The organism is Candidatus Pelagibacter communis (genome assembly GCF_001180025.1).
GTDB classification, from domain to species: Bacteria; Pseudomonadota; Alphaproteobacteria; order Pelagibacterales; family Pelagibacteraceae; genus Pelagibacter; species Pelagibacter ubique_A.
The window spans coordinates 1-25,376 of sequence record NZ_CVSK01000048.1; the positions used below are offsets into that span (position 1 = coordinate 1).

At 30.3% G+C, this 25,376-nt stretch carries 30 protein-coding genes and 3 tRNA genes; 27 read left to right on the plus strand and 6 right to left on the minus strand.

The annotated features are described in order from the left end of the window. The 3 genes from AMN83_RS02280 to AMN83_RS02290 all read left to right on the plus strand — a co-directional run. Positions 1-623, plus strand: a 623-nt coding sequence (locus AMN83_RS02280) for a TRAP transporter large permease subunit (RefSeq protein WP_143323633.1), incomplete at its 5' end; no start/stop codon positions are given. A 25-nt stretch (positions 624-648) separates the two neighbouring features. Beyond that, a complete protein-coding gene (locus AMN83_RS02285) occupies positions 649-2,106 on the plus strand; it encodes a cytosine permease (protein WP_075504081.1) in 1,458 nt (485 codons plus the stop codon). Between the two features lie 5 nt (positions 2,107-2,111). Further along, entirely contained in the window at positions 2,112-2,858 is a 747-nt protein-coding gene (locus AMN83_RS02290) for an SDR family NAD(P)-dependent oxidoreductase (RefSeq protein ID WP_075504175.1), read from the plus strand. Positions 2,859-2,860: 2 nt separating this feature from the next. Here AMN83_RS02290 and AMN83_RS05235 read toward each other — a convergent pair whose 3' ends face one another. Next, positions 2,861-2,983, minus strand: coding sequence for a hypothetical protein (locus tag AMN83_RS05235; RefSeq protein WP_256998056.1), 123 nt, complete (start codon positions 2,981-2,983; stop codon positions 2,861-2,863). Between the two features lie 89 nt (positions 2,984-3,072). Between AMN83_RS05235 and AMN83_RS02295 the strand changes: the two genes are divergently transcribed. After that, the gene (locus AMN83_RS02295) at positions 3,073-3,723 is read left to right on the plus strand and encodes a DUF3047 domain-containing protein (protein WP_075504083.1); all 651 of its coding nucleotides are present in this window, start codon (positions 3,073-3,075) and stop codon (positions 3,721-3,723) included. 3 nt (positions 3,724-3,726) lie between these two features. On the opposite strand, the gene AMN83_RS05195 is transcribed toward AMN83_RS02295, so the two are convergent. Continuing rightward, positions 3,727-3,864, minus strand: coding sequence for a hypothetical protein (locus tag AMN83_RS05195; protein ID WP_179850405.1), 138 nt, complete (start codon positions 3,862-3,864; stop codon positions 3,727-3,729). A 57-nt stretch (positions 3,865-3,921) separates the two neighbouring features. On the opposite strand from AMN83_RS05195, the gene AMN83_RS02300 reads away from it, so the two are divergent. After that, entirely contained in the window at positions 3,922-4,332 is a 411-nt protein-coding gene (locus AMN83_RS02300; RefSeq protein ID WP_075504084.1) for a YbgC/FadM family acyl-CoA thioesterase, read from the plus strand. On the opposite strand, the gene AMN83_RS02305 is transcribed toward AMN83_RS02300, so the two are convergent. Next, positions 4,325-5,005 carry a uracil-DNA glycosylase gene (locus tag AMN83_RS02305; protein ID WP_075504086.1) on the minus strand — a complete coding sequence of 227 codons (681 nt, stop codon included), beginning with the start codon at positions 5,003-5,005 and terminating at the stop codon, positions 4,325-4,327. The genes AMN83_RS02300 and AMN83_RS02305 overlap by 8 nt on opposite strands. Positions 5,006-5,007: 2 nt before the next feature. Between AMN83_RS02305 and AMN83_RS02310 the strand changes: the two genes are divergently transcribed. After that, positions 5,008-5,565 (plus strand): histidine phosphatase family protein, encoded by a 558-nt coding sequence (locus AMN83_RS02310; protein ID WP_075504088.1) that lies wholly within the window; start codon positions 5,008-5,010, stop codon positions 5,563-5,565. An 11-nt stretch (positions 5,566-5,576) separates the two neighbouring features. Then, positions 5,577-5,714, plus strand: a complete 138-nt coding sequence (locus AMN83_RS05200; protein WP_179850406.1) for a hypothetical protein — start codon at positions 5,577-5,579, stop codon at positions 5,712-5,714. Here the strand turns inward: AMN83_RS05200 and AMN83_RS02315 are convergent. The 3 genes from AMN83_RS02315 to AMN83_RS02320 are packed head-to-tail and all read right to left on the minus strand — an operon-like array spanning position 5,711 to position 6,553. Beyond that, positions 5,711-6,133: a hypothetical protein gene (locus AMN83_RS02315; protein WP_075504089.1), complete on the minus strand. Its 423-nt coding sequence runs from the start codon at positions 6,131-6,133 to the stop codon at positions 5,711-5,713. The genes AMN83_RS05200 and AMN83_RS02315 overlap by 4 nt on opposite strands. Next, positions 6,120-6,293: a hypothetical protein gene (locus AMN83_RS05205; RefSeq protein WP_179850407.1), complete on the minus strand. Its 174-nt coding sequence runs from the start codon at positions 6,291-6,293 to the stop codon at positions 6,120-6,122. The genes AMN83_RS02315 and AMN83_RS05205 overlap by 14 nt, the downstream gene beginning before the upstream one ends. An 8-nt stretch (positions 6,294-6,301) precedes the next feature. Continuing rightward, positions 6,302-6,553 carry a DUF1289 domain-containing protein gene (locus AMN83_RS02320; protein WP_075504091.1) on the minus strand — a complete coding sequence of 84 codons (252 nt, stop codon included), beginning with the start codon at positions 6,551-6,553 and terminating at the stop codon, positions 6,302-6,304. 101 nt (positions 6,554-6,654) lie between these two features. On the opposite strand from AMN83_RS02320, the gene AMN83_RS02325 reads away from it, so the two are divergent. The 20 genes from AMN83_RS02325 to AMN83_RS02420 all read left to right on the plus strand — a co-directional run bounded on the left by AMN83_RS02325 (position 6,655) and on the right by AMN83_RS02420 (position 25,375). Further along, positions 6,655-6,739, plus strand: a tRNA-Leu gene (locus AMN83_RS02325). Positions 6,740-6,749: 10 nt separating this feature from the next. Then, the gene (gene tig / locus AMN83_RS02330; protein ID WP_075504093.1) at positions 6,750-8,192 is read left to right on the plus strand and encodes a trigger factor; all 1,443 of its coding nucleotides are present in this window, start codon (positions 6,750-6,752) and stop codon (positions 8,190-8,192) included. A gap of 32 nt (positions 8,193-8,224) precedes the next feature. After that, complete coding sequence (gene clpP, locus AMN83_RS02335; RefSeq protein ID WP_075504095.1) at positions 8,225-8,836, plus strand: ATP-dependent Clp endopeptidase proteolytic subunit ClpP; 612 nt, start codon at positions 8,225-8,227, stop codon at positions 8,834-8,836. A gap of 93 nt (positions 8,837-8,929) precedes the next feature. Further along, on the plus strand, positions 8,930-10,198 hold the full coding sequence (gene clpX / locus AMN83_RS02340; RefSeq protein WP_075504097.1) for an ATP-dependent Clp protease ATP-binding subunit ClpX: 1,269 nt from the start codon (positions 8,930-8,932) through the stop codon (positions 10,196-10,198). Between the two features lie 60 nt (positions 10,199-10,258). Next, on the plus strand, positions 10,259-12,637 hold the full coding sequence (gene lon, locus AMN83_RS02345; RefSeq protein ID WP_075504098.1) for an endopeptidase La: 2,379 nt from the start codon (positions 10,259-10,261) through the stop codon (positions 12,635-12,637). 49 nt (positions 12,638-12,686) lie between these two features. Further along, a tRNA-Val gene (locus AMN83_RS02350) sits at positions 12,687-12,762 on the plus strand. Between the two features lie 12 nt (positions 12,763-12,774). Beyond that, positions 12,775-12,851 (plus strand) — tRNA-Asp (locus AMN83_RS02355). Between the two features lie 87 nt (positions 12,852-12,938). Continuing rightward, on the plus strand, positions 12,939-13,307 hold the full coding sequence (locus tag AMN83_RS02360) for an NADH-quinone oxidoreductase subunit A (RefSeq protein ID WP_023853928.1): 369 nt from the start codon (positions 12,939-12,941) through the stop codon (positions 13,305-13,307). Positions 13,308-13,322: 15 nt separating this feature from the next. Next, a complete protein-coding gene (locus AMN83_RS02365) occupies positions 13,323-13,838 on the plus strand; it encodes a NuoB/complex I 20 kDa subunit family protein (RefSeq protein WP_023853927.1) in 516 nt (171 codons plus the stop codon). A 2-nt stretch (positions 13,839-13,840) separates the two neighbouring features. Continuing rightward, positions 13,841-14,446, plus strand: coding sequence for an NADH-quinone oxidoreductase subunit C (locus AMN83_RS02370; RefSeq protein ID WP_075504100.1), 606 nt, complete (start codon positions 13,841-13,843; stop codon positions 14,444-14,446). Beyond that, positions 14,430-15,605 (plus strand): NADH-quinone oxidoreductase subunit D, encoded by a 1,176-nt coding sequence (locus AMN83_RS02375; protein ID WP_102133163.1) that lies wholly within the window; start codon positions 14,430-14,432, stop codon positions 15,603-15,605. Before AMN83_RS02370 ends, AMN83_RS02375 begins: the two co-directional genes overlap by 17 nt. After that, positions 15,602-16,210 carry an NADH-quinone oxidoreductase subunit NuoE gene (gene nuoE, locus AMN83_RS02380; protein ID WP_075504104.1) on the plus strand — a complete coding sequence of 203 codons (609 nt, stop codon included), beginning with the start codon at positions 15,602-15,604 and terminating at the stop codon, positions 16,208-16,210. The genes AMN83_RS02375 and nuoE overlap by 4 nt, the downstream gene beginning before the upstream one ends. Next, the gene (gene nuoF, locus AMN83_RS02385) at positions 16,203-17,534 is read left to right on the plus strand and encodes an NADH-quinone oxidoreductase subunit NuoF (protein WP_075504106.1); all 1,332 of its coding nucleotides are present in this window, start codon (positions 16,203-16,205) and stop codon (positions 17,532-17,534) included. Before nuoE ends, nuoF begins: the two co-directional genes overlap by 8 nt. Beyond that, positions 17,527-19,554 carry an NADH-quinone oxidoreductase subunit NuoG gene (gene nuoG, locus AMN83_RS02390; RefSeq protein ID WP_075504108.1) on the plus strand — a complete coding sequence of 676 codons (2,028 nt, stop codon included), beginning with the start codon at positions 17,527-17,529 and terminating at the stop codon, positions 19,552-19,554. The genes nuoF and nuoG overlap by 8 nt, the downstream gene beginning before the upstream one ends. Position 19,555: 1 nt before the next feature. Continuing rightward, positions 19,556-20,554, plus strand: coding sequence for an NADH-quinone oxidoreductase subunit NuoH (gene nuoH / locus AMN83_RS02395; RefSeq protein ID WP_075504110.1), 999 nt, complete (start codon positions 19,556-19,558; stop codon positions 20,552-20,554). 2 nt (positions 20,555-20,556) lie between these two features. After that, on the plus strand, positions 20,557-21,042 hold the full coding sequence (nuoI, locus tag AMN83_RS02400; RefSeq protein WP_075504112.1) for an NADH-quinone oxidoreductase subunit NuoI: 486 nt from the start codon (positions 20,557-20,559) through the stop codon (positions 21,040-21,042). Between the two features lie 2 nt (positions 21,043-21,044). Continuing rightward, positions 21,045-21,677, plus strand: coding sequence for an NADH-quinone oxidoreductase subunit J (locus AMN83_RS02405; protein ID WP_075504113.1), 633 nt, complete (start codon positions 21,045-21,047; stop codon positions 21,675-21,677). Beyond that, on the plus strand, positions 21,670-21,981 hold the full coding sequence (gene nuoK, locus AMN83_RS02410) for an NADH-quinone oxidoreductase subunit NuoK (protein WP_075504114.1): 312 nt from the start codon (positions 21,670-21,672) through the stop codon (positions 21,979-21,981). The genes AMN83_RS02405 and nuoK overlap by 8 nt, the downstream gene beginning before the upstream one ends. A 2-nt stretch (positions 21,982-21,983) precedes the next feature. After that, on the plus strand, positions 21,984-23,894 hold the full coding sequence (gene nuoL, locus AMN83_RS02415) for an NADH-quinone oxidoreductase subunit L (protein WP_075504115.1): 1,911 nt from the start codon (positions 21,984-21,986) through the stop codon (positions 23,892-23,894). Beyond that, positions 23,894-25,375 (plus strand): NADH-quinone oxidoreductase subunit M, encoded by a 1,482-nt coding sequence (locus tag AMN83_RS02420; protein ID WP_075504116.1) that lies wholly within the window; start codon positions 23,894-23,896, stop codon positions 25,373-25,375. The genes nuoL and AMN83_RS02420 overlap by 1 nt, the downstream gene beginning before the upstream one ends. Position 25,376: the final 1 nt, after the last annotated feature.

A 25,376-nucleotide genomic window follows, 5' to 3' on the forward strand; every position in this document is an offset into this window, starting at 1 on the left:
CTCTAGTCTTTGCTGCATTAGGAAGTATATTGTTTGGTTTTGCAACACCTACAGAAGCAGCAGGTTGTGGTGCAATGGGTGCATTATTACTTTCATTAGCATATAAAAAATTAACTCTATCTAAACTCCAAGAAGCACTTGTTAAAACTTTAGAGATTACTGCTTTAATAATGGTTTTAGTTGCTGCATCAAATTTTTTTGGTGCTGTATTTGCAAGACTTGGTACTCCAACATTGTTAACTGAATTTTTGTTAGGATTAGAAATGAATAAATATTTAATCCTAGGAATTGTTATGGTTGCAATATTTTTATTAGGTTGGCCATTAGAATGGGTACCAATTGTTATGATTATTGTCCCAATTCTTTTACCGTTAATTGAGGCTTTAGGCTTTAATTTAACTTGGTTCGCAATATTGGTTGCTGTCAATCTCCAGACCGCCTGGCTATCTCCACCTGTAGCTTTGTCTGCATATTTCTTAAAAGGCGTAGTTCCTGAATGGGATTTAAAAGATATTTATTATGGAATGATGCAATTTATGGTTCTACAAGTTATAGGCTTAATTTTAATAATCATATTTCCTAAAATTGCCTTATGGCTACCAACTCTCTTATATGGACAGTAGAATTTATTAGTTTAAAATAAATTAAGTGAATCAACCTAAAGTAAAATACTCTCTATCTAATTGGGACTTAGTCACAGTTAATCCAAATTATAAAACTTGGAATTGGAAAGATCTATTTTGTTTTTGGGGAGCAAATGTACAGAGTGTAATTGGATTCTCATTAATATCCTCTTTATACTTAATGTATAGTTTAAATATATTTGTAGTTTTTTTTGGAATAATATTAGGATCTTTTTTCGTTTATTTATTTTCAAATATTATTGGAAAACCTTCCCAAAAATTCGGTTTACCATTTGCAGTATTGCTTAGATCCTCACTAGGATTTAATGGCGCTAAATTTTTTGGGTTAATCAGAAGTTTAGTTGGAATATTTTTATTTGGAATTCAAACTTATTTTTTGTCTAAAATTTTAGTTTACTTAATTAGAATTGTAATTTTTTCTATAGACAGTTCTTTATTGCAGCAGGAAATATTTATTTTTTATTATTTTGGTATGAATATTATTGATTGGTCTGCAATAATAATCACAATTATTCTACAGACTTTGTTTTTTACTGTTGGGATGCAGTACAACAAGAAAATAATTAATTTTTCAGCAATGACAGTCTATGCTGGTTTGTTAATTTTTTTCTTTGTTGTTTTATTAAGTGATGTGAAAATAACTACTGAAGCTTTTTCAAATATTTTTAATTTAAATAATTTTTTAGATGTTAATAATTTAGCACCTTTATTGACTGTTGCTGGAACAATATTTGCCTATTTTTCAATTTTGATAATTAGTTTTGGTGATTTTTCTAGATATGTAAAAAATGAGCAAGAATTAAAAAAAGGAAACTTAAGTTTAATTTTGAATTTAATTATTTTTTCATTTTTATCTGTTTTCATTGTTATAGGGTCCGATGTTTTTCTTAATCAAAAATTTTCAGATATAGATAGAATTTTTACCAATCCAACAGATATAGTAGGAAAATTTGATAATATACAAATAACAATAGTCGTTCTATTTTTTATTATAATTGCTTCAGCCTCTACTAATCTAGTTGCCAATTTCATTCCATCTCAATACTCTCTAATAAATTTTGCTCCTTCAATATTAAGTTTAAAAAGCGCTAGTTATTTAATTGCTTTTTTTGGTTTGTTGATCGCAATCTTCTGGTTGACTATATTGAGCCAAATAGGAATTTTATCATTTGTTGATACTTTTGGTGCTTTCTTTGGTCCTTTATTTGGGGTGATGGCAGCTGATTATTATTTAATTAAAAATCAAGAGTTAAGTAATAAAGACCTATATTCTATAGACAAAGATAGTACTTATTATTATTCAGGTGGTTGGCATATAAAAGGCGTTTATTCTTTAATTTTAGGATTTGTTTTTTCAGCGTCAACAATTTGGAATACTAATTTAATGTTTTTACAATCTTATGCTTGGATAATAGGTGCATTTGTTGCTTGGATAACATATTACTTGTTGGCAAAAAAATAATTTTAATGCACACATTTGATTTTAAAAATAGAACAGCTGTAGTTACTGGTGGAGCCCAAGGGTTTGGTTTAGATGTTGCAAAAAGATTTTTAGAGTCTGGTGCTAAAGTATTTATATGGGATATCGATGAAAAGCTTCTTAAATCAGCAGTTGATGAAGTAAAAAACCCTAACTTATTTTATAGTGTCGTTGATATATCAAATTATCAAGATGTAGAGAAAAACGTTGCAGACATAACCTCAAAATCAAATATAGATATTTTAATCAATAATGCCGGGATAACAGGTCCTACTGGTCCTTTGTGGGAGTATGATGTCGATATGTGGTATAAAATAGTACAGATAAATTTAATGGGCACTTTTAACTGCTGTCGAGCAATTGTACCAAATATGATTAAAAACAACTATGGAAGAATTGTTAATGTTGCTTCCGTTGCAGGCAAAGATGGTAATGCAAATGCAAGCGCGTATAGCTCAGGAAAAGCTGGTGCAATTGGGTTAACAAAAGCTTTGGGTAAAGAACTAGCTGACAAAGATATAGCTGTAAACGCTGTCACCCCAGCAGGTGCTAAAACTAGAATTTTAGATCAAATGAGTAAAGAGCATGTACAAAGAATGCTTTCAAAGGTGCCAAGAGGAAGATTTCTTGAAATACATGAGTTTACCTCACTAGTTTGCTGGCTTTCTTCACAAGAAAATACTTTTTCTACAGCTGCGGTATTTGATATCAGTGGTGGTAGATCCACATATTAGTCTCAAAAATTTGAAACTATTTGTCGATCATTATTTTGATTTTTAATAGAATTTTTACCCATAATTGGTGCTGTGATCATTATTGACCAATATATAAGAAGCACAAACACAGAAATTATTTTCATTTATCCCACTTAACAATCAAATTTGAATTTAGAATGTTGAAATTGTGACTGAATATTGAATTTACAAATAATCTATCTATAAGAAGAACATGTTAAAAATTTTTTATATTTTTATTACATCATTAATCTTTCTTAGCTCCACAAATGCAGAAACTATAAAAGTTTTTGAATTTACTGAAAAAGAATTATCAGCACTTGAGATCCGTAAAGTAAGAGGAGCAGATAACAAGACTTCTTATACTGTTGGATCAAATGAAAATGGTAATTATTTAAAAGCCGTAGCAGATAATGCTGCTTCAGGCCTAGGAAAAGAGATCAAAATTGACCTAAATAAAACACCTTTTATCAATATTACATGGAAAATTGAGAAAGACCTTCGTGGAATTAAAGAGAATACGAAAAAAGGTCATGATTATGCCGCCCGTGTTTTTGCGATTAAAAAAACTGGAGCTACACCTTTATCAAATAGAGCAATTAATTATGTTTTTTCAAGTAATAGTGCAGTTGGTGAAAATAGACCAAGTCCATATACAAAAAAATCAATAGACAATGTATTAGCAACTACTAAAGACAACTTAAATGAATGGGTAACAGTGAAAGCTAATGTTCAAGAGGATTTTAAAAAATTTCATGATCTAGATGTGAATGAACTAGATGGTCTGGCTATAATGGCTGATACTGATAATTCTAAAATGAAATCAATTTCTTATTTTCAGAACATTTATTTTTCAGCAGATTAATTATCATTTTATATACTTTTTTAATCCAATACTTAAAAACGATAATAAAATAGCTGCGATAACATCAGCAATTGGAATTGCATTTGGAAATCCAAAGTTCCATATAATTACTCCGATTAACCAAATTATATAAATTTTCATCTTAGATATTGTATCTTAGTTTCTATTAAATTTTTATTAATTTGATATTATTAATTTATGCATAAAAACTTTACTCATAATGTTAAAGTGTATTATGAGGACACAGACGCTGGTGGAGTCGTGTACTATGCTAACTATTTAAAATATTTAGAAAGAGCCAGAACTGAAGCTTTATCAACTATTGGATTAAGCAATACAAAAATAAAAAATGATTTTGGTGCTCTTATAATTGTTAAATCGTGCAATATTGAATATAAAAAATCTGCATATTTAGAGGATGATTTACAAATTAAATCTTTTGTAGACTCTACTTCAAAAACTTCTTTTTTAATGAATCAATCAATATTTAAAGATGAGGAATTGATCGTAGAAGCTAAAATTCATCTAGTATTCATAAATGAAAAATTTAAGCCAGTTAAAATTCCAAAAAAAATCTTATCAGACTTTCAACCCTATACTTCTAGTTAATAGATATTTTTCTAACTTTTTTAAATAAGTCTACAATCATTCTTTCAGATATAAGTTTAGTATTTACATTTCTTGGGCTAGGGTGATAACAGGCAATTAATTTAATATTTCCTGGTAGTAAATAGGATTTTCCGTGAATAAATTTTATCTTTTCTTTTAAATTGTATTTTTTTTTATAAAATTTAATACAATTATCAAATGCCACTTTTCCTAATGCAATAATCGTTTTTAATTTTTTTAAATTATAAATCTCGCTATCAAAGTATTTTGAACAATTATTAAGCTCTTCTATTTTAGGTTTGTCTCCTGGAGGAACACATTTTAAAATATTTGTTATGTATGTTGATTTTAATTTAAGACCATCATTTAGATTTTCTGAATTTGGTTGGTTCGAAATTTTGGCTTTAAATAAACATTTAAATAAAAAGTCTCCAGATTTATCTCCTGTGAAAGCTCTTCCTGTTCGTGTGCCACCATGGGCTGCTGGAGCTAATCCAATTATTAAAATTTTTGCATCAATTTCGCCAAAACCTGTAACTGGTTTTCCCCAGTAAATTTCATTTATATTTTGTTTTCTTTTTTCTGTTGAAATTTTTTTTACAAAATTAACAAGCCTTGGACATTTTTTACATTTAAGAATTGTTTTATTTAAACTATCTATTTTAATATTCATAAATGAAAATTTTAAATTATTTAGCTATAATATTTATATGCATTAATCCCTCAGTTAAAGCAGATTCAAAAAAAATTTTAATAGATGAATTGCAAAAGGGTGGAAAATTAATTTTCATAAGACATGCTTATGCCCCTGGTGGTGGCGATCCAGATAATTTCGATATTAACGATTGTACAACTCAAAGAAATTTAAGTGATAGTGGTAGAGTTCAATCACAAAAAATTGGTAATTTTTTTAAGAAAAATAAAATTTCAATTGGAATGGTTTATTCTAGTGAATGGTGTCGATGTAAAGAAACAGCATCTATTGCCTTTAATGAATATGAAACTAAAAATTTTCTAAATTCTTTTTTTAGTGCAAAATTTGCTAATAATAGAAAAAAGCAGATTATTGATTTCGATAAATTTATAAGCACTTGGGATAAAGAACAAAACTTAGTTTTTGTTACTCACTATGTGGTGATTTCTGAAATTTTAAATTACGCACCCGCGTCTGGAGAGATTGTTATATCAGATAAGAGCTTAAAAGTTATTGATACTTTAGAAATTGGATATTAAATTAAATTATTATGTCATCTAAAAGAGCTATGAGACAAGCGCAAAAGCAAGCATACGCAAAGCATCGTTCAAATATTACAAATAGCAGATTTGAACTTAAGAAAAAATTTATTATCAAAAACAAAGAAGAAAAAAAAAATAAAAACTAACTTTCTTGATCAAATTTCTCTATTTTTTTACAATTAGAGATTTTAGATAAACTTTCGACATCATTCAAAACAGCCTTAACAAATATTTCTGGTTTATCTTTTTCAAATAAAATTTGAGTATAAAACTGAGGATACCCATGTTTTAATGTAAGTATTTTTCCATCTTCTTCATAAATATTTCTCACATAGGAGTTTTTCTTTTTAACGCTTAAATCGGTGACCTTATATTTTTGATAAGTTTTTTCATTATAAACGTAATTACGTGTCATAATATATTCATTAAGATTTAGAATGTATTCATTTTTTAAAAAACCGTCCTCTTTATGATCACATTTGCTCAATACAATTATTTCTGAGTGAGAACTAAAGGAAATAAAAAAAAATGATAAAAAAAATATTAAAAACTTATTTTCTCTCATTCTTATCTACAAAATATAAAGCTATAATAAATATTACAGTCCAAGCAAATACAGATAATGTTTTTAAAGGAGTGGTATCTGCTCCCCAAACATCAAAGAATAAAGCACCTATAATAATCCCTATAGCATAGACAATACTTACAATTTTAACTTTACTCATATTTAATATTACTCTTTGATTAAGTTTTTCTTGAATAGAGACATACCATTCTTGATTTTATAGGAGTAAGATTCTTTAAAACTCTCAAGCTGCCAACCAGTAAGCCTTTTTTCAATTTCAATTATATTTTTTTTTTTCCAATCATCAGTTGTTTCTTCAAGCTTCCAAAGTCGTTTTTCCTCATTACTTCTTCCACAACCATAACAGTAGCCTGTTGATGGATCAGTTTTACAAATGCTTATGCAAGGTGAAATAATCATTTTTTATAAATTAGTATAAATATTATTAGATAAATAGATAATTTTTTAACAATTGTCATTGGACAAATAGTTTCAATAATATATAAAACCTCGTAATTTGTGGGGCGATGGCGGAATTGGTAGACGCGTTGGTCTTAGGAACCAATATGGCAACATGTGAAGGTTCGAGTCCTTTTCGCCCTACCATTAAGATATTATGAAAGTTACAGTAGAAAATAAAAAGGGATTAAATAAAGACCTTAAAATTTTTATCGATAAAGAGACAATGAACTCTTATATGGATGAAAAATATGAGGAGATAAAAGGTAGTGTAAATCTTAAAGGATTTAGACCAGGCAAAGTTCCAAAAGAAATTTTAAAGAGACAATTTGGTAAAGCAGTTTTTGGAGAAGTTTTAGATAAAGTTTTAAAAGAAACATCTACAAAAGCACTTGAAGAAAAAAAAATTAAACCAGCTGGTCAACCAAAGCTTGACTTAAAGACATACGGTGAAGATAAAGATCTTGAGTATGTTTTATCAGTCACGGAGTTACCAAAAGTAGAAATTAAATCTTTAGAAAATATTAAATTTGACGAATACACTGTTAAAATTGATGAGAGTGAAACTGATAAAAGAATAAAAGAAATAGCAAAAAACCAACCAAATTTTAAGGAAGTAAGCCCTGATACAAAAGCTAAAAAAGGTGATTTAGTTTCTTTGGATTATAAAGCAACAGTTGATGGCAAGGACTTTAAAGGAAGCGAAGGAAAGAACACTCAGCTTACTTTAGGTAAAGATTTATTTTTAAAAGGTTTCGACGATCAATTGATTGGAGTTAAAAAAGATGATGAAAAAATTGTAGAAGCAACTTTGCCAGAAAATTTTCCTGAAAAAGAATTAGTAAATAAAAAAGCTAAATTTAATTGTAAAATTTTAAGCGTTAAACAATCAGAGGAAGTAAAAATTGATGATGATTTTGCAAAAAATTTAGGAGCAAAAGATTTAAAAGATTTAAAGATATTAATTTCAAAACAAATTAATGATGAGTATAAAAATTCTCTAAATCAGTTATCTAAAAATCAAATTTTAAAAGAAATAGAAAAAATTAAAATAGACGAAGTTCCAGAAAATTTAGTTGAAGAAGAGGTTAAAATTTTATCTCAAGGTATGTCAGAAGAAGAAGTAAAGAAAAATAAAAAAAACTTTGAAGAAAAAGCTAAAACAAGAATTAAAACTGGTTTAATTTTAAACGAGTTTGGTGAAAAAAATCAAATTAAAGTAACAGAACAAGAGGTTCAGGCTGAAGTGCAAAAACAACTAAGAATGATGCCGGGACAAGAAAAAATGGTTATGGATTTTTACCAAAAAAACCCATCTGCATTAGCAAGTTTAAGAGGAACCGTATATGAAGAAAAAATTTTAAATTTAATTAAAGAAAAAGGTAAAGCAAATAAGAAAGAAATTTTAAAAGATGAAGCTGAAAAGATTTTAAAAGAAGCCCATAAGCACGATCATGATCATGACCATAGCCCTGGAGAAGAAAAAAAAGTAACTAAGAAAAAAACAGGCACAACATCTGAGAAAGAAAAAAAACCTTCAACTAAAAAGGCAAAATCAAAGCCAGCAGCGAAAAAGACAAAAAAAGTTAGCAAAAAGTAATCTCAAGTTGTATAAGTAGAACGAATCAACTTATGACAACAAAATTATCAGAACATATGAACAATCTTGTACCAATGGTTGTTGAACAATCAAGCAAAGGTGAAAGAGCTTACGATATTTATTCGAGACTATTAAAAGAAAGAATTATTTTTTTAACAGGTCAAATCAATGACAACGTTGCTTCCTTGGTTACAGCTCAATTATTGTTTTTAGAAGCCGAAGATCCAAAAAAAGAAATTTATTTATATATTAATAGCCCAGGAGGTCTGGTAACGGCAGGGCTTGGTATTTATGATACAATGCAATATGTAAAACCAGATATTTCTACTTTATGTATTGGTCAAGCAGCTTCTATGGGTTCTTTTTTGCTTGCTGCAGGAACTAAAGGAAAAAGATTTTCATTACCAAATTCAAGAATTATGGTTCACCAACCATCCGCAGGTTTTCAAGGTCAGGCAACTGATATTGAAATTCATGCTAATGAAGTTTTGTCTTTAAAGAAAAGACTTAATGAAATTTATTCAAAACATACTGGAAAAAGCGTTGAAGAAATAAAGTCTGCTCTTGAAAGAGATAATTTCATGACAGCAGATGTCGCACAATCTTTTGGTCTTGTTGACGAAGTAGTAGAAAAAAGATCTTAATACACAATATATTGAGTCATCATTAATCGAAACTTGATTAGTGTGAGTCTTCTATAATAAAGTAATTAAATTGATTCGTTATAAAAAAATAAAATGACAACAAATAATAAAAATATTCTTTACTGTTCTTTCTGTGGCAAGAGCCAACATGAAGTAAGAAAGTTGATTGCTGGTCCAACTGTTTTCATCTGCGATGAATGTGTTGAGCTATGTATGGACATTATAAAAGAGGAGAGCAAAGATACTTTTGTAAAACATCAAGATGGCCTTCCTTCTCCGAAGGAAATTTGTTCAGTATTAGATGATTATGTAATTGGTCAAGCTCACGCAAAAAAAGTCTTATCGGTTGCAGTTCATAATCACTACAAAAGATTAAATTATGAGAGCAAAACAAGTAAAAATGTTGAGCTATCGAAATCAAATATACTTTTAGTGGGTCCCACAGGTTGTGGAAAAACATTGCTTGCTCAAACTCTTGCTAGAATTCTAGACGTTCCATTTACAATGGCAGACGCAACCACTCTAACAGAAGCAGGTTATGTTGGAGAGGATGTTGAAAATATTATTTTAAAATTATTACAAGCATCTGACTATAATGTTGAAAAAGCTCAAAGAGGAATAGTTTATATTGATGAGGTTGATAAAATAAGCAGAAAATCAGAAAACCCATCGATTACAAGAGATGTTTCTGGTGAAGGTGTTCAACAAGCACTTCTTAAAATAATGGAAGGTACAGTTGCAAGTGTTCCGCCTCAAGGAGGTAGAAAACATCCTCAACAAGAATTTTTACAAGTAGATACTACAAATATTTTGTTTATTTGTGGTGGTGCTTTTGCAGGTCTAGATAAAATTATTTCTCAAAGAGACAAGGGAACTTCAATTGGTTTTGGTGCAGATGTAAAAAATACTCAAGATAAAAAAACTGGTGAATGGATGAAAGGTTTAGAGCCAGAAGATTTATTAAAATTTGGATTGATTCCAGAATTTATTGGAAGACTTCCAATGATAGCAACACTTGAAGATTTAGATGAAAAGTCCTTAATAAAGATATTACAAGAACCAAAAAACTCTTTAACAAAACAATATCAAGAGTTATTTAAATTAGATGGCGCTAAACTAACGTTCAAAGAAAATGCACTAAAAGAAATAGCGCAAAAAGCTATTAGCAAAAAAACTGGAGCAAGAGGCTTGAGATCAATTCTAGAAAATATTTTGCTGAAAACAATGTATGATCTTCCGAGCCAAGATAATATCGAAGAGGTTATTGTTGATGCGGGTGCAGCAAAGGGACAGTCACAACCAATCTTAGTTCATGCAAAAGGTGACAATAAATCTAAGTCAAACAAGACTACAGCGGCTTAATATCCTTAATAAATAGCAAAAACCTATTGCATTATAAAATATAATATCCATATTAAACCTATGGACATTAAAATTTCACTACCGTTGTTACCACTAAGAGATATCGTAGTTTTTCCTAGCATGGTAATTCCTTTGTTTGTAGGAAGAGATAAATCTATTTCAGCTCTTAACGAAGTGATGAAAAAAGATAAAAAAATCATTCTTGTTACCCAAAAAAATTCAGAAATTGATGATCCTAAGAAAACCGATATTTTTATGTACGGTTGTGAAGGAAGTATTTTACAATTATTAAAGTTACCTGATGGAACTGTTAAAGTTTTAGTAGAGGGAATTAAAAGAGTAAAAATTTTAGATTTTAACGATAATGAAAAATTCATAACTTGTGATTATGCCCATTATCAAGATATTTTGCCAAAAGATGAAGATTTGTTTCCTTTAGCCGCTACCGCTTTAAGAAGATTAGAAAAATTAACCTCAATAAATAAAAAAATTTCTAGTGAAACAATTAATACAATTAAGCAATTAAAAGATCCTTCTCAGATTGCTGACAATATTGCATCTCATATAACTGCTACGATTTCAGAAAAACAACAAATTTTTGAAACTGTCGATGTAAAGAAAAGATTAAATGCCATTATTAAAATAATGGAAAATGAGACGAGTATTATTGGTGTTGAAAAAAGGATAAGAGGTAGAGTTAAAACTCAAATGGAAAAAACTCAAAGAGAGTATTATCTAAATGAGCAATTAAAAGCTATTCAAAAAGAACTTGGAGAGATTGAAGACGGCAAGGATGAAACAACTAGTTTAAATAAAGCAATTACTAAGGCTAAAATGCCGAAAGAGGTTGAAAAAAAGTGTCTTCAAGAATTAAAAAAATTAAAAAATATGAGTCCAATGTCTGCAGAGGCTACTGTTGTAAGAAATTATTTAGACTGGATGACCGAACTTCCTTGGTATAAAAAAAGTGAAGTTGATATAGATTTAACCAAAGCTCTAAATATTCTTGATAAAGATCACTTTGGATTGGAAAAAGTAAAAGAGAGAATTATTGAATTTTTAGCAGTTCAAAAAAGAATGGAAAAAATCAAAGGTCCAATTTTATGTCTGGTGGGTCCTCCAGGAGTTGGAAAAACATCTTTAGGAAAATCAATAGCAAAAGCAACAAATAGAGAATTTGTAAGAATGTCTGTTGGTGGTATGAGGGACGAGGCAGAAATAAGAGGACATAGAAGAACATATATTGGATCTCTACCAGGTAAAATTATACAGATGATGAAAAAAGCAGGGACCAAAAATCCATTAATTTTGTTAGATGAAATAGATAAAATTGGAAATGATTATAGAGGCGATCCATCTTCAGCTTTGTTAGAAGCATTAGACCCTGAACAGAACACAACATTTAATGACCATTATCTAGAAGTTGATTATGATTTATCTGATGTGATGTTTGTAACGACTGCTAATACCTTAAACATTTTACCTCCTTTGTTGGATAGAATGGAAGTAATTAGATTAGCAGGTTACACAGAAGACGAAAAAATTAGTATTGCTAATAAATATTTATTACCAAAACAAATTAAAGATAACGGCGTTAAAGAAAAAGAAATGAAGCTAGATGATCACATTATTAAAGAAGTTATTAGAGGATATACAAAAGAGTCAGGTGTAAGAAATCTTGAAAGAGAAATTTCTAAACTTGCAAGAAAAGTTGTTAAAAAAATTGTTGCAGGTGAAGAAAAAGAGGTTGAAATAAATAATAAGAATTTATCTGATTTTTTAGGTGTTCCTAAATTTAAGTTTGGAGAATTAGAAGCTGAAAATAGAGTAGGTATAGTAACAGGACTTGCTTGGACTGAGTATGGTGGAGAAATTTTAAAAATTGAGACTGTTACAATGCCAGGAAAAGGAAGAATGCAAATCACTGGTAAACTGGGTGATGTTATGCAAGAGTCGGTTAAAGCAGCAAAATCTTTTGTAAGATCAAAATGTTTAGAATATGGTATCATACCACCGATATTTGAAAAAAAAGATTTCCATATTCACGTTCCTGAAGGAGCAACACCAAAGGATGGTCCATCCGCTGGTATAGGAATGGTAACATCTATCGTCTCATCAATTACCAACATACCTGTAAGAAGAGATGTTGCTATGACTGGTGAAGTAACTTTAACAGGCCAAGTATTACCAATTGGTGGTTTGAAAGAAAAATTATTAGCAGCACACAGAGCTGGAATAAAAGAAGTTTTAATTCCTAAAGAGAATGAAAAAGATCTAGTGGATATGCCTAAAAAAATTATAGACGATATAAAAATTACACCAGTCGAATATGCTGATCAGGTTATAAAAATAGCACTTACAAAAGAACTTAAACCAACAGAGTGGGTTGAGGTCGATATATCTAAAAAAGACGACAAATCTCAAGCTAGTATTCAATAATAATTAATTTACATTATTTAAGTGTTGATGTAATAAGTAGCCTTGTTTTGGGCGGTTAGCTCAGTTGGTAGAGCATCTCGTTTACACCGAGGGGGTCAAAGGTTCGAGTCCTTTACTGCCCACCAAAACAACAAAGTGGGGGTGTAGCTCAGTTGGTTAGAGCGATCGCCTGTCACGCGATAGGTCGAGGGTTCGAGTCCCTTCACTCCCGCCACTTTTTCGCATTTTTTAATGTTAATATTAATAAAAATGTGACGTATCAGCCCTTCAACAACAGATAAAAACTGATATATAGACTTCCATGTTATCTGATTTTTTAAAAGATTACTTACCAATAATAATATTTTTAGTATTAGCTCTCGGGTTAAGTTGTGCTTTTGTGGTTGTAAACTTTATTCTTTCACCAAAAAAACCTGATCCTGAAAAACTTTCAGCTTATGAGTGCGGTTTTGAACCTTTCGAGGATTCAAGAATGGAATTTGATGTGAGATTTTATTTAGTAGCAATTCTATTTATTATTTTTGATTTAGAGATAGCATTTTTATTTCCATGGGCAATATCTCTTGGAAATATTGGATTATTAGGTTTTTCATCAATGATGATTTTTTTGTTCATACTTACAATAGGTTTTATTTATGAATGGAAAAAAGGCGCTTTAGACTGGGAATAAAAATTATAAATCACAATGAATAATAAAATAGATCAAGTTCCTGAGGAATTTAAACAACTTGCAGAGGATTTTAGTAAGAATGGTTTTATAACAACCTCTCTTGATAATTTAATTAACTGGTCAAGATCAGGATCACTTCATTGGATGACCTTTGGTTTAGCTTGTTGTGCTGTTGAAATGATGCAAACAGCTATGCCAAGATATGATTTAGAAAGATTTGGAGCTGCTCCACGAGGTTCCCCAAGACAATCAGATGTAATGATAGTTGCAGGAACTTTGACAAATAAAATGGCGCCTGCTTTAAGAAAAGTTTATGACCAGATGCCTGAACCAAGATATGTGATTTCAATGGGTAGTTGCGCAAATGGAGGTGGTTATTACCATTATTCATATTCAGTTGTAAGAGGTTGTGATCGAATTGTTCCTGTAGATGTTTACGTACCAGGATGTCCTCCATCAGCAGAGGCGCTGCTGTATGGAATACTTCAATTACAAAAAAAAATTAGGAAAAAAGGATCTTTTATTAGATAGTTATGAAAAATTTAGAAGATTTAGAAAAAAAAATTAATTCTGAGTTAACTACCAAAATTAACAATACAGAAATAAAACATAATCAAATATATATTGAAACAGATAAAGAAGACTTTATTGATGTTGCTATATTTTTAAAAACTAATCAAGATACTAAATTTAGGCAACTAATAGATATAACAGTTGTTGATTATCCTGAACAAAATCAAAGATTTGAAGTAATATACCTTTTTTTAAGTCATGAATTTAATCAAAGATTAATTGTAAAATATTTAATTGCTGAAAACGAAGTTATTCCATCATTAACTAGTATTTTTCCATCAGCAAACTGGATGGAGAGAGAAGTATTTGATATGTATGGCGTATCTTTTAAGAATCATCCAGATTTAAGAAGAATACTAACTGATTATGGATTTGAAGGTCACCCATTAAGAAAAGATTTTCCATTAACGGGTCACTCAGAAGTCAGATATAGCGAAGATCAAAAAAAAGTAATTAGTGAACCAGTCAAGCTTGAGCAAAATTATAGAAATTTCGATTACGAAAGTCCTTGGGAAGGAACAAAATACATTAAAGAAGAAATTGAGAGTAATGACAAAAAAAATTAAAAATTTAAATTTAAATTTTGGACCACAGCATCCTGCAGCCCATGGTGTGCTTAGATTAATTCTTGAGCTTGATGGGGAGGTGGTTGAGAAGGCAGATCCACATATTGGTTTACTTCATAGAGGAACAGAAAAACTTATAGAAAACAAAACCTATATGCAGGCAGTTCCTTATTTTGATCGTTTAGATTATGTAGCACCAATGAACCAAGAGCATGCTTTCGCACTAGCTGTTGAAAAAATACTTAAAATAGATGTCCCAATTAGAGCTCAATACATAAGAGTAATATTTTGCGAAATTGGAAGAATCTTAAGTCATATTTTAAATGTTACAACTCAAGCTCTAGATGTTGGTGCACTAACACCTTCTCTTTGGGGCTTTGAAGAAAGAGAAACGTTAATGACATTTTATGAGAGAGCATCAGGATCAAGACTTCATGCAAATTATTTTAGAGCAGGAGGTGTTCATCAAGATTTGCCAAAAGGTTTAGAGGAAGATATTGCAAAATTTTGTGAAACGTTTCCGAAAATAATTAATGATTTAGAAAGTTTACTAACTGATAATAGAATTTTTAAACAAAGAAATGTTGATATTGGTGTAGTGACAAAAGAAGACGCACTAAATTATTCTTTTTCAGGAGTTATGATTAGAGGCTCAGGTGTTCCATGGGATTTAAGAAAATCTCAACCTTATGACTGCTATGAAAGTTTAGACTTTAAAATTCCAGTTGGAAAAAACGGAGATTGTTACGACAGATATTTATGCAGAATTGAAGAAATGAAAGAAAGCGTTTCAATTATCAAACAATGTCTAGCTAAAATGGAAAAAGGTCCAATTAAATCATTAGATGGTAAGATTAGCCCTCCACCTAAGGCAGAAATCAAACAATCAATGGAAGCTTTAATACATCATTTTAAACTTTTTACAGAGGGATACAGAGTTCCAAAAGATGAAATTTATACAGCTGTTGAGGCGCCAAAAGGAGAATTTGGTGTTTACTTAATATCTGACGGATCAAGTAAACCTTACAAATGTAAAATAAGGGCACCAGGGTTTTCACATTTGCAATCAATGGATTATCTAATTAAAGGTCATATGTTAGCCGATGTTCCTGCGGTATTAGGTTCTTTGGATATTGTTTTTGGAGAGGTAGACAGATGAGTTTAAGAAGACCTGCAAAAGATCAGCCAGAAAGTTTTGAATTCAATGCTTCATCATTGGAAGCTGCAAATGTTATTGTTGCAAAATATCCTAAAGGTAAACAGCAAAGTGCTGTTATGTCTTTACTTTATATAGCTCAAAAACAAAATAATAATTGGATACCATTATCTGCAATGAAGTACATCGCTAAGTTTTTAGATATGCCTTATATTAAAGTTTATGAGGTGGCTACTTTTTACTCAATGTATAATTTAGCTCCTGTGGGTAAGTATTTTGTTCAAGTGTGCACAACAACACCTTGTATGATAAGAGGTGCAAATCAATTAGTTGAGGCCTGTAAGGAAAAAATTTCTAAAAATGAATGTGAATTATCTAATGATAAAAGCTGCTCATGGATGGAAGTTGAATGTTTAGGTGCATGTGTCAATGCACCAATGATGCAAATTAATGATGACTATTATGAAGATTTAGACAAACAAAAAACTTTAGATATTTTAGATAAAATTTTAAATAGAGAAACTATAAAACCTGGCTCGTATAGAGGAAGAGTAAATAATGAACCAGAAAATAACAGGAAAACCTTAATGGATTTAAAAAATGCTTAAAGATCAAGATAGAATTTTTCAAAATTTATATAATGACAAAGGCTCAGATGTATCTTCATCACAAGAAAGAGGCGATTGGGTAAATACAAAAGAAATTACTGACAAAGGAAGAGATTGGATAATAAATGAAATTAAAGAATCTCAATTAAGAGGTCGAGGTGGAGCAGGATTTCCTACTGGTTTAAAATGGTCATTTGCACCCAAAGAAGTTGGATCTAGACCACATTACCTAGTTATAAATGGAGATGAGTCTGAGCCAGGAACTTGTAAAGATAGAGACATTTTAAGATTTGAACCTCACAAGTTAATAGAAGGTTGTTTAATTGCATCTTATGCAGTACAGGCACATGTATGTTATATTTACATAAGAGGAGAATATTTTGTTGATGGTCAAAAACTTCAAGCAGCGATAGATGAAGCTTATGAAAAAAAATTATTAGGTAAAAATGCAGCTGGTACAGGATGGGATTTAGATATTTATATTCATTATGGAGCTGGTGCATATATTTGTGGTGAAGAAACCGCACTGCTTGAAAGTTTAGAAGGTAAAAAAGGCCAACCTAGATTAAAACCACCTTTCCCAGCTTTGATAGGCCTATATGGATGTCCTACAATAATTAATAATGTTGAAACAATTGCAGTGGTTCCAACTATTTTAAGAAGAGGAGCCAAATGGTTTGCTTCTTTAGGAAGAGAAAAAAATACTGGAACTAAAATTTTTTGTATTTCTGGAAATGTAAACAGTCCTTGTAATGTTGAAGAAGAGATGAGCATTCCTTTAAAAGAATTAATAGAAGTTCATGCCGGCGGTGTAATTGGTGGATGGGAAAATTTACAGGCTGTAATACCTGGAGGTTCTTCAATGCCATTAATACCTAAAGAAAGATGTGAAACTTTAAAAATGGATTTTGATGCCTGTGTTGAAGAAAAAAGTGGACTTGGTACAGCAGGTATTGTGGTTATTAACAAAGATCAGGACATAATTAAATGTATGGCAAGGATTGCAAGATTTTACAAACATGAGAGTTGTGGTCAATGTACACCTTGTAGAGAAGGTTCTGGTTGGATGTGGAGAATGCTTGAGAGGATGGCAAAAGGTGATGCAACGAAGGATGAAGTAGATATGTTAGGTGATGTTACAAATCAAATTGCAGGACATACTATTTGTGCTTTTGGAGAGGGTTCATCATGGCCAGTTCAGGGATTGCTCAGACATTTTAAAAAAGAAATTGAGAAAAGAAATAATTTGGATCCTATTGTTCAAAAGAAAAACAATATTCCTTATTTAGTTGATCAACATTTATTAGATAAAAAAAATGCTTAAATTAAAAGTAAATGAAATCGAAGTTGAAGTTGAAGAAGGTTTGACTGTCCTGCAAGCTTGTGAAAAAGCTGGAGTGGAAATTCCAAGATTTTGTTACCATGAAAAATTATCGATAGCAGGTAATTGTAGAATGTGTTTAGTTGAAATGGAAAAATCTCCTAAACCAATTGCTTCATGTGCTATGCCAGCTGCAGAGGGTATGAATATTAAAACAAATACTGCTTTAGTAGAAAAAGCTCGTAAGGGAGTGATGGAATTTTTATTAGCTAACCATCCCTTAGATTGTCCAGTATGTGATCAAGGTGGTGAATGTGATCTTCAAGATCAATCAATGTACTACGGAGTAGACAAATCAAGATTTAAAGAAAACAAAAGAGCAGTCCCTGAAAAAAATATGGGACCATTGATTAAAACTCAAATGACCAGATGTATTCACTGTACTAGATGTGTGAGATTTGCAACAGAAGTTGCTGGAGTTCCAGAGCTTGGTGCTATTGGAAGAGGTGAAGATATGCAAATTACAACTTATCTAGAGCAATCAATGCAATCTGAATTGTCTGCTAACGTTGTAGATTTATGTCCAGTAGGAGCCCTAACATCAAAACCTTATGTATTTGAAGCTAGACCATGGGAACTAAAGAAAACTGAAACAATTGATGTAATGGATGCAATAGGTTCAAATGTAAGAGTAGATACATATGATTGGGAAGTCAAAAGAGTACTTCCAATTATAAATGAAGATATTAATGAGGAATGGATCTCAGACAAAACAAGATATGCTTGTGATGGTCTTTTACATCAAAGATTAGATACCCCATTTATTAAATACAACGGTAAGTTTGAAAAGGCCTCATGGGATGAAGTGTATAAAATAATTAAATCTAAATTTGAAAACACATCTAAAGAAAAAATATGTGGTTTTGTTGGCGATTTAACCAATATGGAGACTAGTTATATTTTTAAAGAATTTTTTGATCGAACAATTGATAATAAAAATTATGAGTCAAGATCTGATAACAGATTTATAAATACTTCAAAAAGAGAAAACTATTTATTCAATTCTTCTATAAATGGCATTGAAGAAGCAGATTTAATTCTGATAGTAGGTTCAAACCCAAGATATGAAGCTACTATTTTAAATGCTAGAATTAGAAAAGCTTACTTGAACAACAACACAAAAATAATTTCGCTTAATGATGTTGGTGATTTAACTTATCCTTATCAAAGTTTAGATGGTCAAACTCAGACTTTAAATAATATTCTTGAAGGAAATCATGATATATCTAAAGAAATTATAGATTCAAAAAAACCAATAATCATTATTGGCGAGTCTTTACTTAGATTAAATTCTTCAGAATTTTTATTTAATAAAACAAAAGAATTTTTATTAAAAAATAATAAAATTTCAGATGAATGGAACTCTTTAAATATTTTATCAACAGATGCAGCAACTGTAGGAAATATTGATCTTGGAATAATTAATAATGAAAATAATTTAATTAGCGATTTAAAAGAACATAAATTTGATATTGTTTATCTTGTAGGTCAAGACAATTTAGAATTTGATAAAAAAAACGAATTTATAATATATCAAGGTAGCCATGGTGATAAAGGTGCTGAGTCTGCTGATATTATTTTACCAGGCGCTGCCTATACTGAACAGGATGGATACTTTACAAATCTAGAGGGAAAAATTCAAAAAGCCTACAAGGCATCATATCCACCGGGCGAAGCAAAAGAAGATTGGAAAATAATTAACGAACTTGCTGAATTTATGAATAATAGAAAATTATTTAATGATAAAGATGAATTAGAAAGCAGCATGTTTAATTATTTAAATTTACAAAAGGAAAAACAAGTAAATGATATTAATAGCTCTACTAATGAGTTTCAAAATGAAACTTTAACAATCAAAGTAAAAGATTATTATTTTTCAAATGTAATTGCTAGATCATCAAAAACTATGGTTGAATGTAATAACTCTAAATTAAATTTAAAATCAACAGGTACGGAAGGTTAATATGGAATACATGAGCATAGTTTTTCAAGAAGTTTATAAGATTTTATTCTTATTAGTTCCTGTTCTTGTTTCTGTAGCAATGATTGTTTGGCTTGATAGAAGGGTTTGGGCTTTTGTTCAAAAAAGACAAGGACCTAATGTTGTTGGTCCGTTCGGTTTGTTACAATCTTTAGCTGATGCTTTAAAATATATATTTAAAGAAATCATTATTCCATCTAGCTCAAACAAAGTAATTTTTATATTGGCTCCAATAGTCACGATGACTTTAGCTTTAATCGCATGGGCTGTAATCCCATTCAGTGCAACTCAGGTTTTAGCTGATATTAATGTTGGAATTCTTTATTTATTTGCCGTTTCTTCACTAGGTGTTTATGGAATAATCATGGGTGGGTGGGCATCAAACTCCAAATATCCTTTTCTTGGAGCAATTCGTTCTGCTGCGCAAATGGTTTCTTATGAGGTTTCAATTGGGGTAATAATAATAAATGTTTTACTTTGTGTCGGTTCATTAAACTTAAACGACATCGTTATCGCTCAACAAAATATGTGGTTTGTAATTCCATTATTTCCAATGTTTGTAATTTTCTTTATTTCTGCTTTAGCTGAGACTAACAGACCACCTTTTGATTTACCAGAGGCAGAAGCAGAGTTGGTTGCTGGATATCAAACAGAGTATTCAGGAATGATGTATGCAATGTTTTGGTTAGGTGAGTATGCAAATATTTTATTAATGTGTGCAATGGGAGCAATATTATTTTTAGGTGGCTGGATGTCACCAATTGATGTTTATCCATTTACATTAGTGCCAGGAGCAATTTGGTTAATTTTAAAGATTCTTCTTTTATTCATCCTTTTTGCCTTAGTTAAGGCGATAGTACCAAGATACAGATATGATCAACTAATGAGACTTGGATGGAAAGTATTTCTTCCTCTTTCTTTAATTTGGGTAGTGTTAACAGCTAGCTATTTGTTTTATTTTAACCTTTTACCTGTGAATTAATAATGAAGATTTCAAGATTTATTAAAACTATATTGATGACAGACTTCATTGGAGGTTTGTTGATTGCTATAAAAGAATTATTTAAATCAAAAAAAACAATTAATTACCCATTTGAAAAAGGTAAAATTAGTCCTCGTTTTAGAGGTGAGCATGCTTTACGAAGATATCCAAATGGAGAAGAGAGATGTATAGCATGTAAATTATGTGAAGCAGTATGTCCTGCACAAGCAATAACTATCGAGTCAGCAGAAAGAGAAGACGGAAGTAGAAAAACTACACGTTACGATATTGATATGATGAAATGTATTTATTGTGGTTTGTGTGAAGAATCTTGTCCTGTAGATGCAATAGTACAAGGTCCAAATTTTGAATTTTCAACAGAAACACGTGAAGAACTTTATTATACAAAAGAAAAGTTATTAGATAATGGTGATAGATGGGAGAATGTTTTGGAGGCTAATATTAAAGCTGACAATATCCATAGATAAAAATGATTGCACACGCTATTTTCTTTTATACATTTTCCATAATTGCTGTTGTTTCAGCTATAATGGTAACCGCTTCTAAAAATACTGTTCACTCAGTATTTTTCTTAATTCTTGATTTTATAAGTATCTCATGTCTTTTCATAATGATTGGTGCTGAATTTTTGGGGATGATAATGCTAATTGTTTATGTTGGTGCTGTAGCAGTTTTATTTTTGTTTGTTGTTATGATGTTAAACGTAGCCCAACAAAAAAATCAATGGTTTGCAGGTCAAGCAACCTCTAAACATATTCCAGTTGGTTTAATTATAAGTACATTAATTTTCTTTGAAATTGTAATTGTGATAGGTGGCTGGAAATATAAACCAGAAATTTTTGATATTAATAATTCACTTGCTAATACAAGTGTAAGTAACACTCATTCATTGGGCCAAATTTTATACACTGATTATATTCATGTGTTTCAAATAAGTGGAATGATCCTACTAGTAGCTATGATTGGAGCCATTGTATTGACTTTTAGACAAAGATCTGGAGTTAAAAAACAAAGTTATATCAAACAAATATCTAGAGAAAGAGCAGAAGGTGTTGAGGTGTTAGAAGTGCAGAGCAATAAGGGAGTTAAAATAGATGATTGAGATAGGCTTAGGACATTATTTAACTTTAGGAGCTGTTATTTTTTCAATTGGAGTAATTGGTATATTTCTTAATAGAAAGAACATCATTGTCATTTTAATGAGTATTGAATTGATATTACTAGCTGTAAATATCAACTTGGTTGCTTTTTCCATTTATTTAGGAGATTTGGCAGGACAAGTTTTTACTCTATTCATTCTTACTGTTGCAGCAGCTGAAGCAGCCATAGGATTAGCAATTATAGTCGTGTATTTTAGAAATTCTGGAACAATAAGGGTTGAAGAAATAGATAAGTTAAAAGGATAATTATGGAACTATCAATTATATTTCTTCCACTTATTGCTTCAATAATCTCTGGTTTTTTTGGAAGATATATCGGTGATAGAAATTCTGAAATAATAACAAGTGCTCTAGTTTCAATTTCTGCACTTTTATCAATTCATGTTCTTTATCAAGTAATTGTAAATCAATACGAGGAAAATATTGTTATAGCTACCTGGATAAGCTCAGGTTCACTTGATGTAAATTGGTCGATGTTAATTGATCCTTTATCAGCAGTGATGTTAGTAGTTGTAACATCCGTATCTGCCTTAGTACACATTTATTCAATTGGTTACATGTCTCATGATCCTCATAAACCAAGATTTATGGCATATTTATCATTGTTCACTTTTGCGATGTTGATGCTTGTGACTTCAGATAATTTCATACAATTATTTTTTGGCTGGGAAGGAGTTGGTCTATGTTCTTACTTCTTAATTGGTTTTTGGTTCAAAAAGGAAAGCGCAAATGCTGCTGCAATAAAAGCATTTGTTGTAAACAGAGTAGGTGATTTTGGTTTTGCTTTAGGAATTTTCTTAATATTTTATTTATTTGGAACTGTTAATTACTCAGAGGTTTTTCAACAAATTCCAACAGTTGTAGATAAAAATTTATCATTTTTAGGTTTTGAAGTTAAAGCAATAGATTTAATTTGTTTACTTTTATTTATTGGAGCAATGGGTAAATCCGCACAGATATTGCTACATACTTGGCTACCCGATGCGATGGAAGGTCCAACTCCAGTTTCTGCATTAATTCATGCAGCAACGATGGTTACAGCTGGAGTTTTCCTGGTAGTAAGATGTTCTCCAATTTATGAATATTCACCGTTAATACTAAATTTTATAACCATTGTTGGAATGACAACCGCATTCTTTGCAGCAACAGTGGCTTTAGTTCAAACAGATATTAAAAAAATAATTGCTTATTCTACATGTAGTCAACTTGGTTATATGTTTTTTGCAGCTGGAGTAGGCGCATACAATGTTGCCATGTTTCACTTATTTACTCACGCATTTTTCAAAGCCTTATTATTTTTAGGTTCTGGTTCAGTAATCCATGCATTTAAAGATGAGCAAAATATAAATAACATGGGAGGTGTATGGAAAAAGTTACCATATACTTATGCTTTAATGATAATAGGAACACTTGCTTTAACAGGTTTTCCATTTTTATCAGGATTTTATTCTAAAGATGCAATTATAGAATTTGCTTATTTAAAAGGAAATACTACTGGTTATTATGCAGCTGGGATTGGAATAATTACAGCATTTCTAACATCTATTTATTCATGGAGATTAATTTTTAAAACTTTTCATGGAGAGTATAACAATAAATTGATCAAGATAGAGGAAACACACGAGTCTCCTTTAGTAATGCTTATTCCATTATTTGTTCTTTCATTAGGTGCTGTATTTGCGGGTTTTCTATTTAAAGGACTTTTTATTGGTTACGGTGATAATTTATTCTGGGCAGAGTCTATAAAGTTTTTGGAGCCTTTAAGCACTGAACATCCACCTTTATGGTTTTTGCTTTTAACACCTTGTTTAGTTTTGCTATCTATACCTATTGCTTATTACTTATTTGTAAAAAACAAAGAGTTACCTAAGTCAATAGTTTCTATAAACAAACCTTTGTATAATTTTTTAGTGAACAAATGGTACTTTGATGAGTTGTATGATGTTATGTTTATTAAATCTTCAAAAAAACTAGGTCTATTTTTATGGAAATTTTGTGATGGAACTATAATTGATGGTTTTGGTCCTGATGGAATTTCCTCTTTTATAAAAAAATGTTCAATTAAAGCAACTAAATTTCAAAGTGGTTTTATCTATCAATATGCATTTGTGATGTTGTTAGGTTTTTCCGCATTACTAACCTTTTTAATAGTTAAATAATGAATTTTCCTATTCTTTCATCTTTAATATTGTTACCAACAATTGGAGCTTTATTTTTATTTTTTACTAAAAATAAAGAGGGAAATAATTTAACTGCTAAATACGTAGCTTTGTTTACAACTGTAGTTAATTTTTTAATTTCGATTTATCTTTGGATTTCTTTTGACCAATCAACGTCTACTTTTCAATTTGTAGAAGATAGAACATGGATTGAAGGATTTATTAATTATAAAGTTGGAGTTGATGGTATTTCAATTTTATTTATAATATTAACAACATTCATAACTCCCCTTTGTATAATATCTGTAAATAATTCTGTTAAAAATAGATTGAGAGATTTTTTAATTGCAATTCTAATCATGGAAAGTTTCATGATTGGTGTTTTCTGTGCACTTGATTTAGTTGTATTCTATTTATTTTTTGAAGCTGGATTAATACCAATGTTTTTAATTATTGGTATTTGGGGAGGTGCAAGAAGGGTTTATTCTGCATTCAAATTCTTTTTATACACATTGTTAGGTTCTGTTTTGATGTTAGTTGCAATAATTTCAATTTATTGGATTACAGGAACAACTGACGTAGTTCAACTATATGAAATTGGTATTGATGTTAAATATCAAAACCTATTGTGGTTAGCATTTTTTAGTTCATTTGCAGTTAAAACACCTATGTGGCCAGTTCATACATGGTTACCTGATGCACACGTTGAGGCTCCTACAGCAGGATCTGTATTATTAGCCGCAATTTTATTAAAGATGGCTGGATATGGTTTTATAAGATTTTCTCTAGGTCTTTTCCCGGTTGCATCAGAGGTATTTACACCATTAATTTACACTTTGAGTGTTATAGCAATCATATTTACTTCACTAATAGCTTTAATGCAGGAGGATATGAAAAAGTTAATTGCTTATTCTTCAGTAGCGCATATGGGCTTTGTAACTTTAGGTATATTCACTTTGCAACAACAAGGAATTGAAGGAAGTATAATTCAAATGATAAGCCATGGCTTAGTTTCGGCAGCATTATTTTTAACTGTTGGCGTAGTTTATGACAGAATGCATTCTAGATTGATAAGTACATATGGTGGACTAGTTTCTGTAATTCCAAAATATTCAATACTGTTCATGTTATTTGCTTTAGCATCGCTTGGTTTACCTGGAACCAGTGGTTTTATTGGTGAGTTTTTAATATTAATGGGAGCTTTCAAGGATAATTTTTTAGTAGCTGTTATAGCAAGTATAGGAGTAATTTTAGGAGCTGCATACATGTTGTGGCTCTATAAAAGAGTAGTATTTGGAAAATTACTTAATGAAGATCTTAAAAAAATTTTAGATTTAAATAGATCTGAATATTTTATCTTATCTTGTTTAGCTGCACCAATCTTATTTTTTGGTTTTTACCCCGATCCATTAATCAACACTATTGAAGTTTCTGTTACTGATTTAATTAATATGCATAACACAAATATAGCTAGTAAATAAT

What these genes read in the sequence shown, in the direction of transcription:
- AMN83_RS02290 (WP_075504175.1), top strand. Translation starts at nt 2,112, where the DNA reads ATGCACACATTTGATTTTAAAAATAGAACAGCTGTAGTTACTGGTGGA.
- AMN83_RS05235 (WP_256998056.1), bottom strand. Translation starts at nt 2,983, where the DNA reads ATGAAAATAATTTCTGTGTTTGTGCTTCTTATATATTGGTCAATAATG.
- AMN83_RS02295 (WP_075504083.1), top strand. Translation starts at nt 3,073, where the DNA reads ATGTTAAAAATTTTTTATATTTTTATTACATCATTAATCTTTCTTAGC.
- AMN83_RS05195 (WP_179850405.1), bottom strand. Translation starts at nt 3,864, where the DNA reads ATGAAAATTTATATAATTTGGTTAATCGGAGTAATTATATGGAACTTT.
- AMN83_RS02300 (WP_075504084.1), top strand. Translation starts at nt 3,922, where the DNA reads ATGCATAAAAACTTTACTCATAATGTTAAAGTGTATTATGAGGACACA.
- AMN83_RS02305 (WP_075504086.1), bottom strand. Translation starts at nt 5,005, where the DNA reads ATGAATATTAAAATAGATAGTTTAAATAAAACAATTCTTAAATGTAAA.
- AMN83_RS02310 (WP_075504088.1), top strand. Translation starts at nt 5,008, where the DNA reads ATGAAAATTTTAAATTATTTAGCTATAATATTTATATGCATTAATCCC.
- AMN83_RS05200 (WP_179850406.1), top strand. Translation starts at nt 5,577, where the DNA reads ATGTCATCTAAAAGAGCTATGAGACAAGCGCAAAAGCAAGCATACGCA.
- AMN83_RS02315 (WP_075504089.1), bottom strand. Translation starts at nt 6,133, where the DNA reads ATGAGAGAAAATAAGTTTTTAATATTTTTTTTATCATTTTTTTTTATT.
- AMN83_RS05205 (WP_179850407.1), bottom strand. Translation starts at nt 6,293, where the DNA reads ATGAGTAAAGTTAAAATTGTAAGTATTGTCTATGCTATAGGGATTATT.
- AMN83_RS02320 (WP_075504091.1), bottom strand. Translation starts at nt 6,553, where the DNA reads ATGATTATTTCACCTTGCATAAGCATTTGTAAAACTGATCCATCAACA.
- tig (WP_075504093.1), top strand. Translation starts at nt 6,750, where the DNA reads ATGAAAGTTACAGTAGAAAATAAAAAGGGATTAAATAAAGACCTTAAA.
- clpP (WP_075504095.1), top strand. Translation starts at nt 8,225, where the DNA reads ATGACAACAAAATTATCAGAACATATGAACAATCTTGTACCAATGGTT.
- clpX (WP_075504097.1), top strand. Translation starts at nt 8,930, where the DNA reads ATGACAACAAATAATAAAAATATTCTTTACTGTTCTTTCTGTGGCAAG.
- lon (WP_075504098.1), top strand. Translation starts at nt 10,259, where the DNA reads ATGGACATTAAAATTTCACTACCGTTGTTACCACTAAGAGATATCGTA.
- AMN83_RS02360 (WP_023853928.1), top strand. Translation starts at nt 12,939, where the DNA reads ATGTTATCTGATTTTTTAAAAGATTACTTACCAATAATAATATTTTTA.
- AMN83_RS02365 (WP_023853927.1), top strand. Translation starts at nt 13,323, where the DNA reads ATGAATAATAAAATAGATCAAGTTCCTGAGGAATTTAAACAACTTGCA.
- AMN83_RS02370 (WP_075504100.1), top strand. Translation starts at nt 13,841, where the DNA reads ATGAAAAATTTAGAAGATTTAGAAAAAAAAATTAATTCTGAGTTAACT.
- AMN83_RS02375 (WP_102133163.1), top strand. Translation starts at nt 14,430, where the DNA reads ATGACAAAAAAAATTAAAAATTTAAATTTAAATTTTGGACCACAGCAT.
- nuoE (WP_075504104.1), top strand. Translation starts at nt 15,602, where the DNA reads ATGAGTTTAAGAAGACCTGCAAAAGATCAGCCAGAAAGTTTTGAATTC.
- nuoF (WP_075504106.1), top strand. Translation starts at nt 16,203, where the DNA reads ATGCTTAAAGATCAAGATAGAATTTTTCAAAATTTATATAATGACAAA.
- nuoG (WP_075504108.1), top strand. Translation starts at nt 17,527, where the DNA reads ATGCTTAAATTAAAAGTAAATGAAATCGAAGTTGAAGTTGAAGAAGGT.
- nuoH (WP_075504110.1), top strand. Translation starts at nt 19,556, where the DNA reads ATGGAATACATGAGCATAGTTTTTCAAGAAGTTTATAAGATTTTATTC.
- nuoI (WP_075504112.1), top strand. Translation starts at nt 20,557, where the DNA reads ATGAAGATTTCAAGATTTATTAAAACTATATTGATGACAGACTTCATT.
- AMN83_RS02405 (WP_075504113.1), top strand. Translation starts at nt 21,045, where the DNA reads ATGATTGCACACGCTATTTTCTTTTATACATTTTCCATAATTGCTGTT.
- nuoK (WP_075504114.1), top strand. Translation starts at nt 21,670, where the DNA reads ATGATTGAGATAGGCTTAGGACATTATTTAACTTTAGGAGCTGTTATT.
- nuoL (WP_075504115.1), top strand. Translation starts at nt 21,984, where the DNA reads ATGGAACTATCAATTATATTTCTTCCACTTATTGCTTCAATAATCTCT.
- AMN83_RS02420 (WP_075504116.1), top strand. Translation starts at nt 23,894, where the DNA reads ATGAATTTTCCTATTCTTTCATCTTTAATATTGTTACCAACAATTGGA.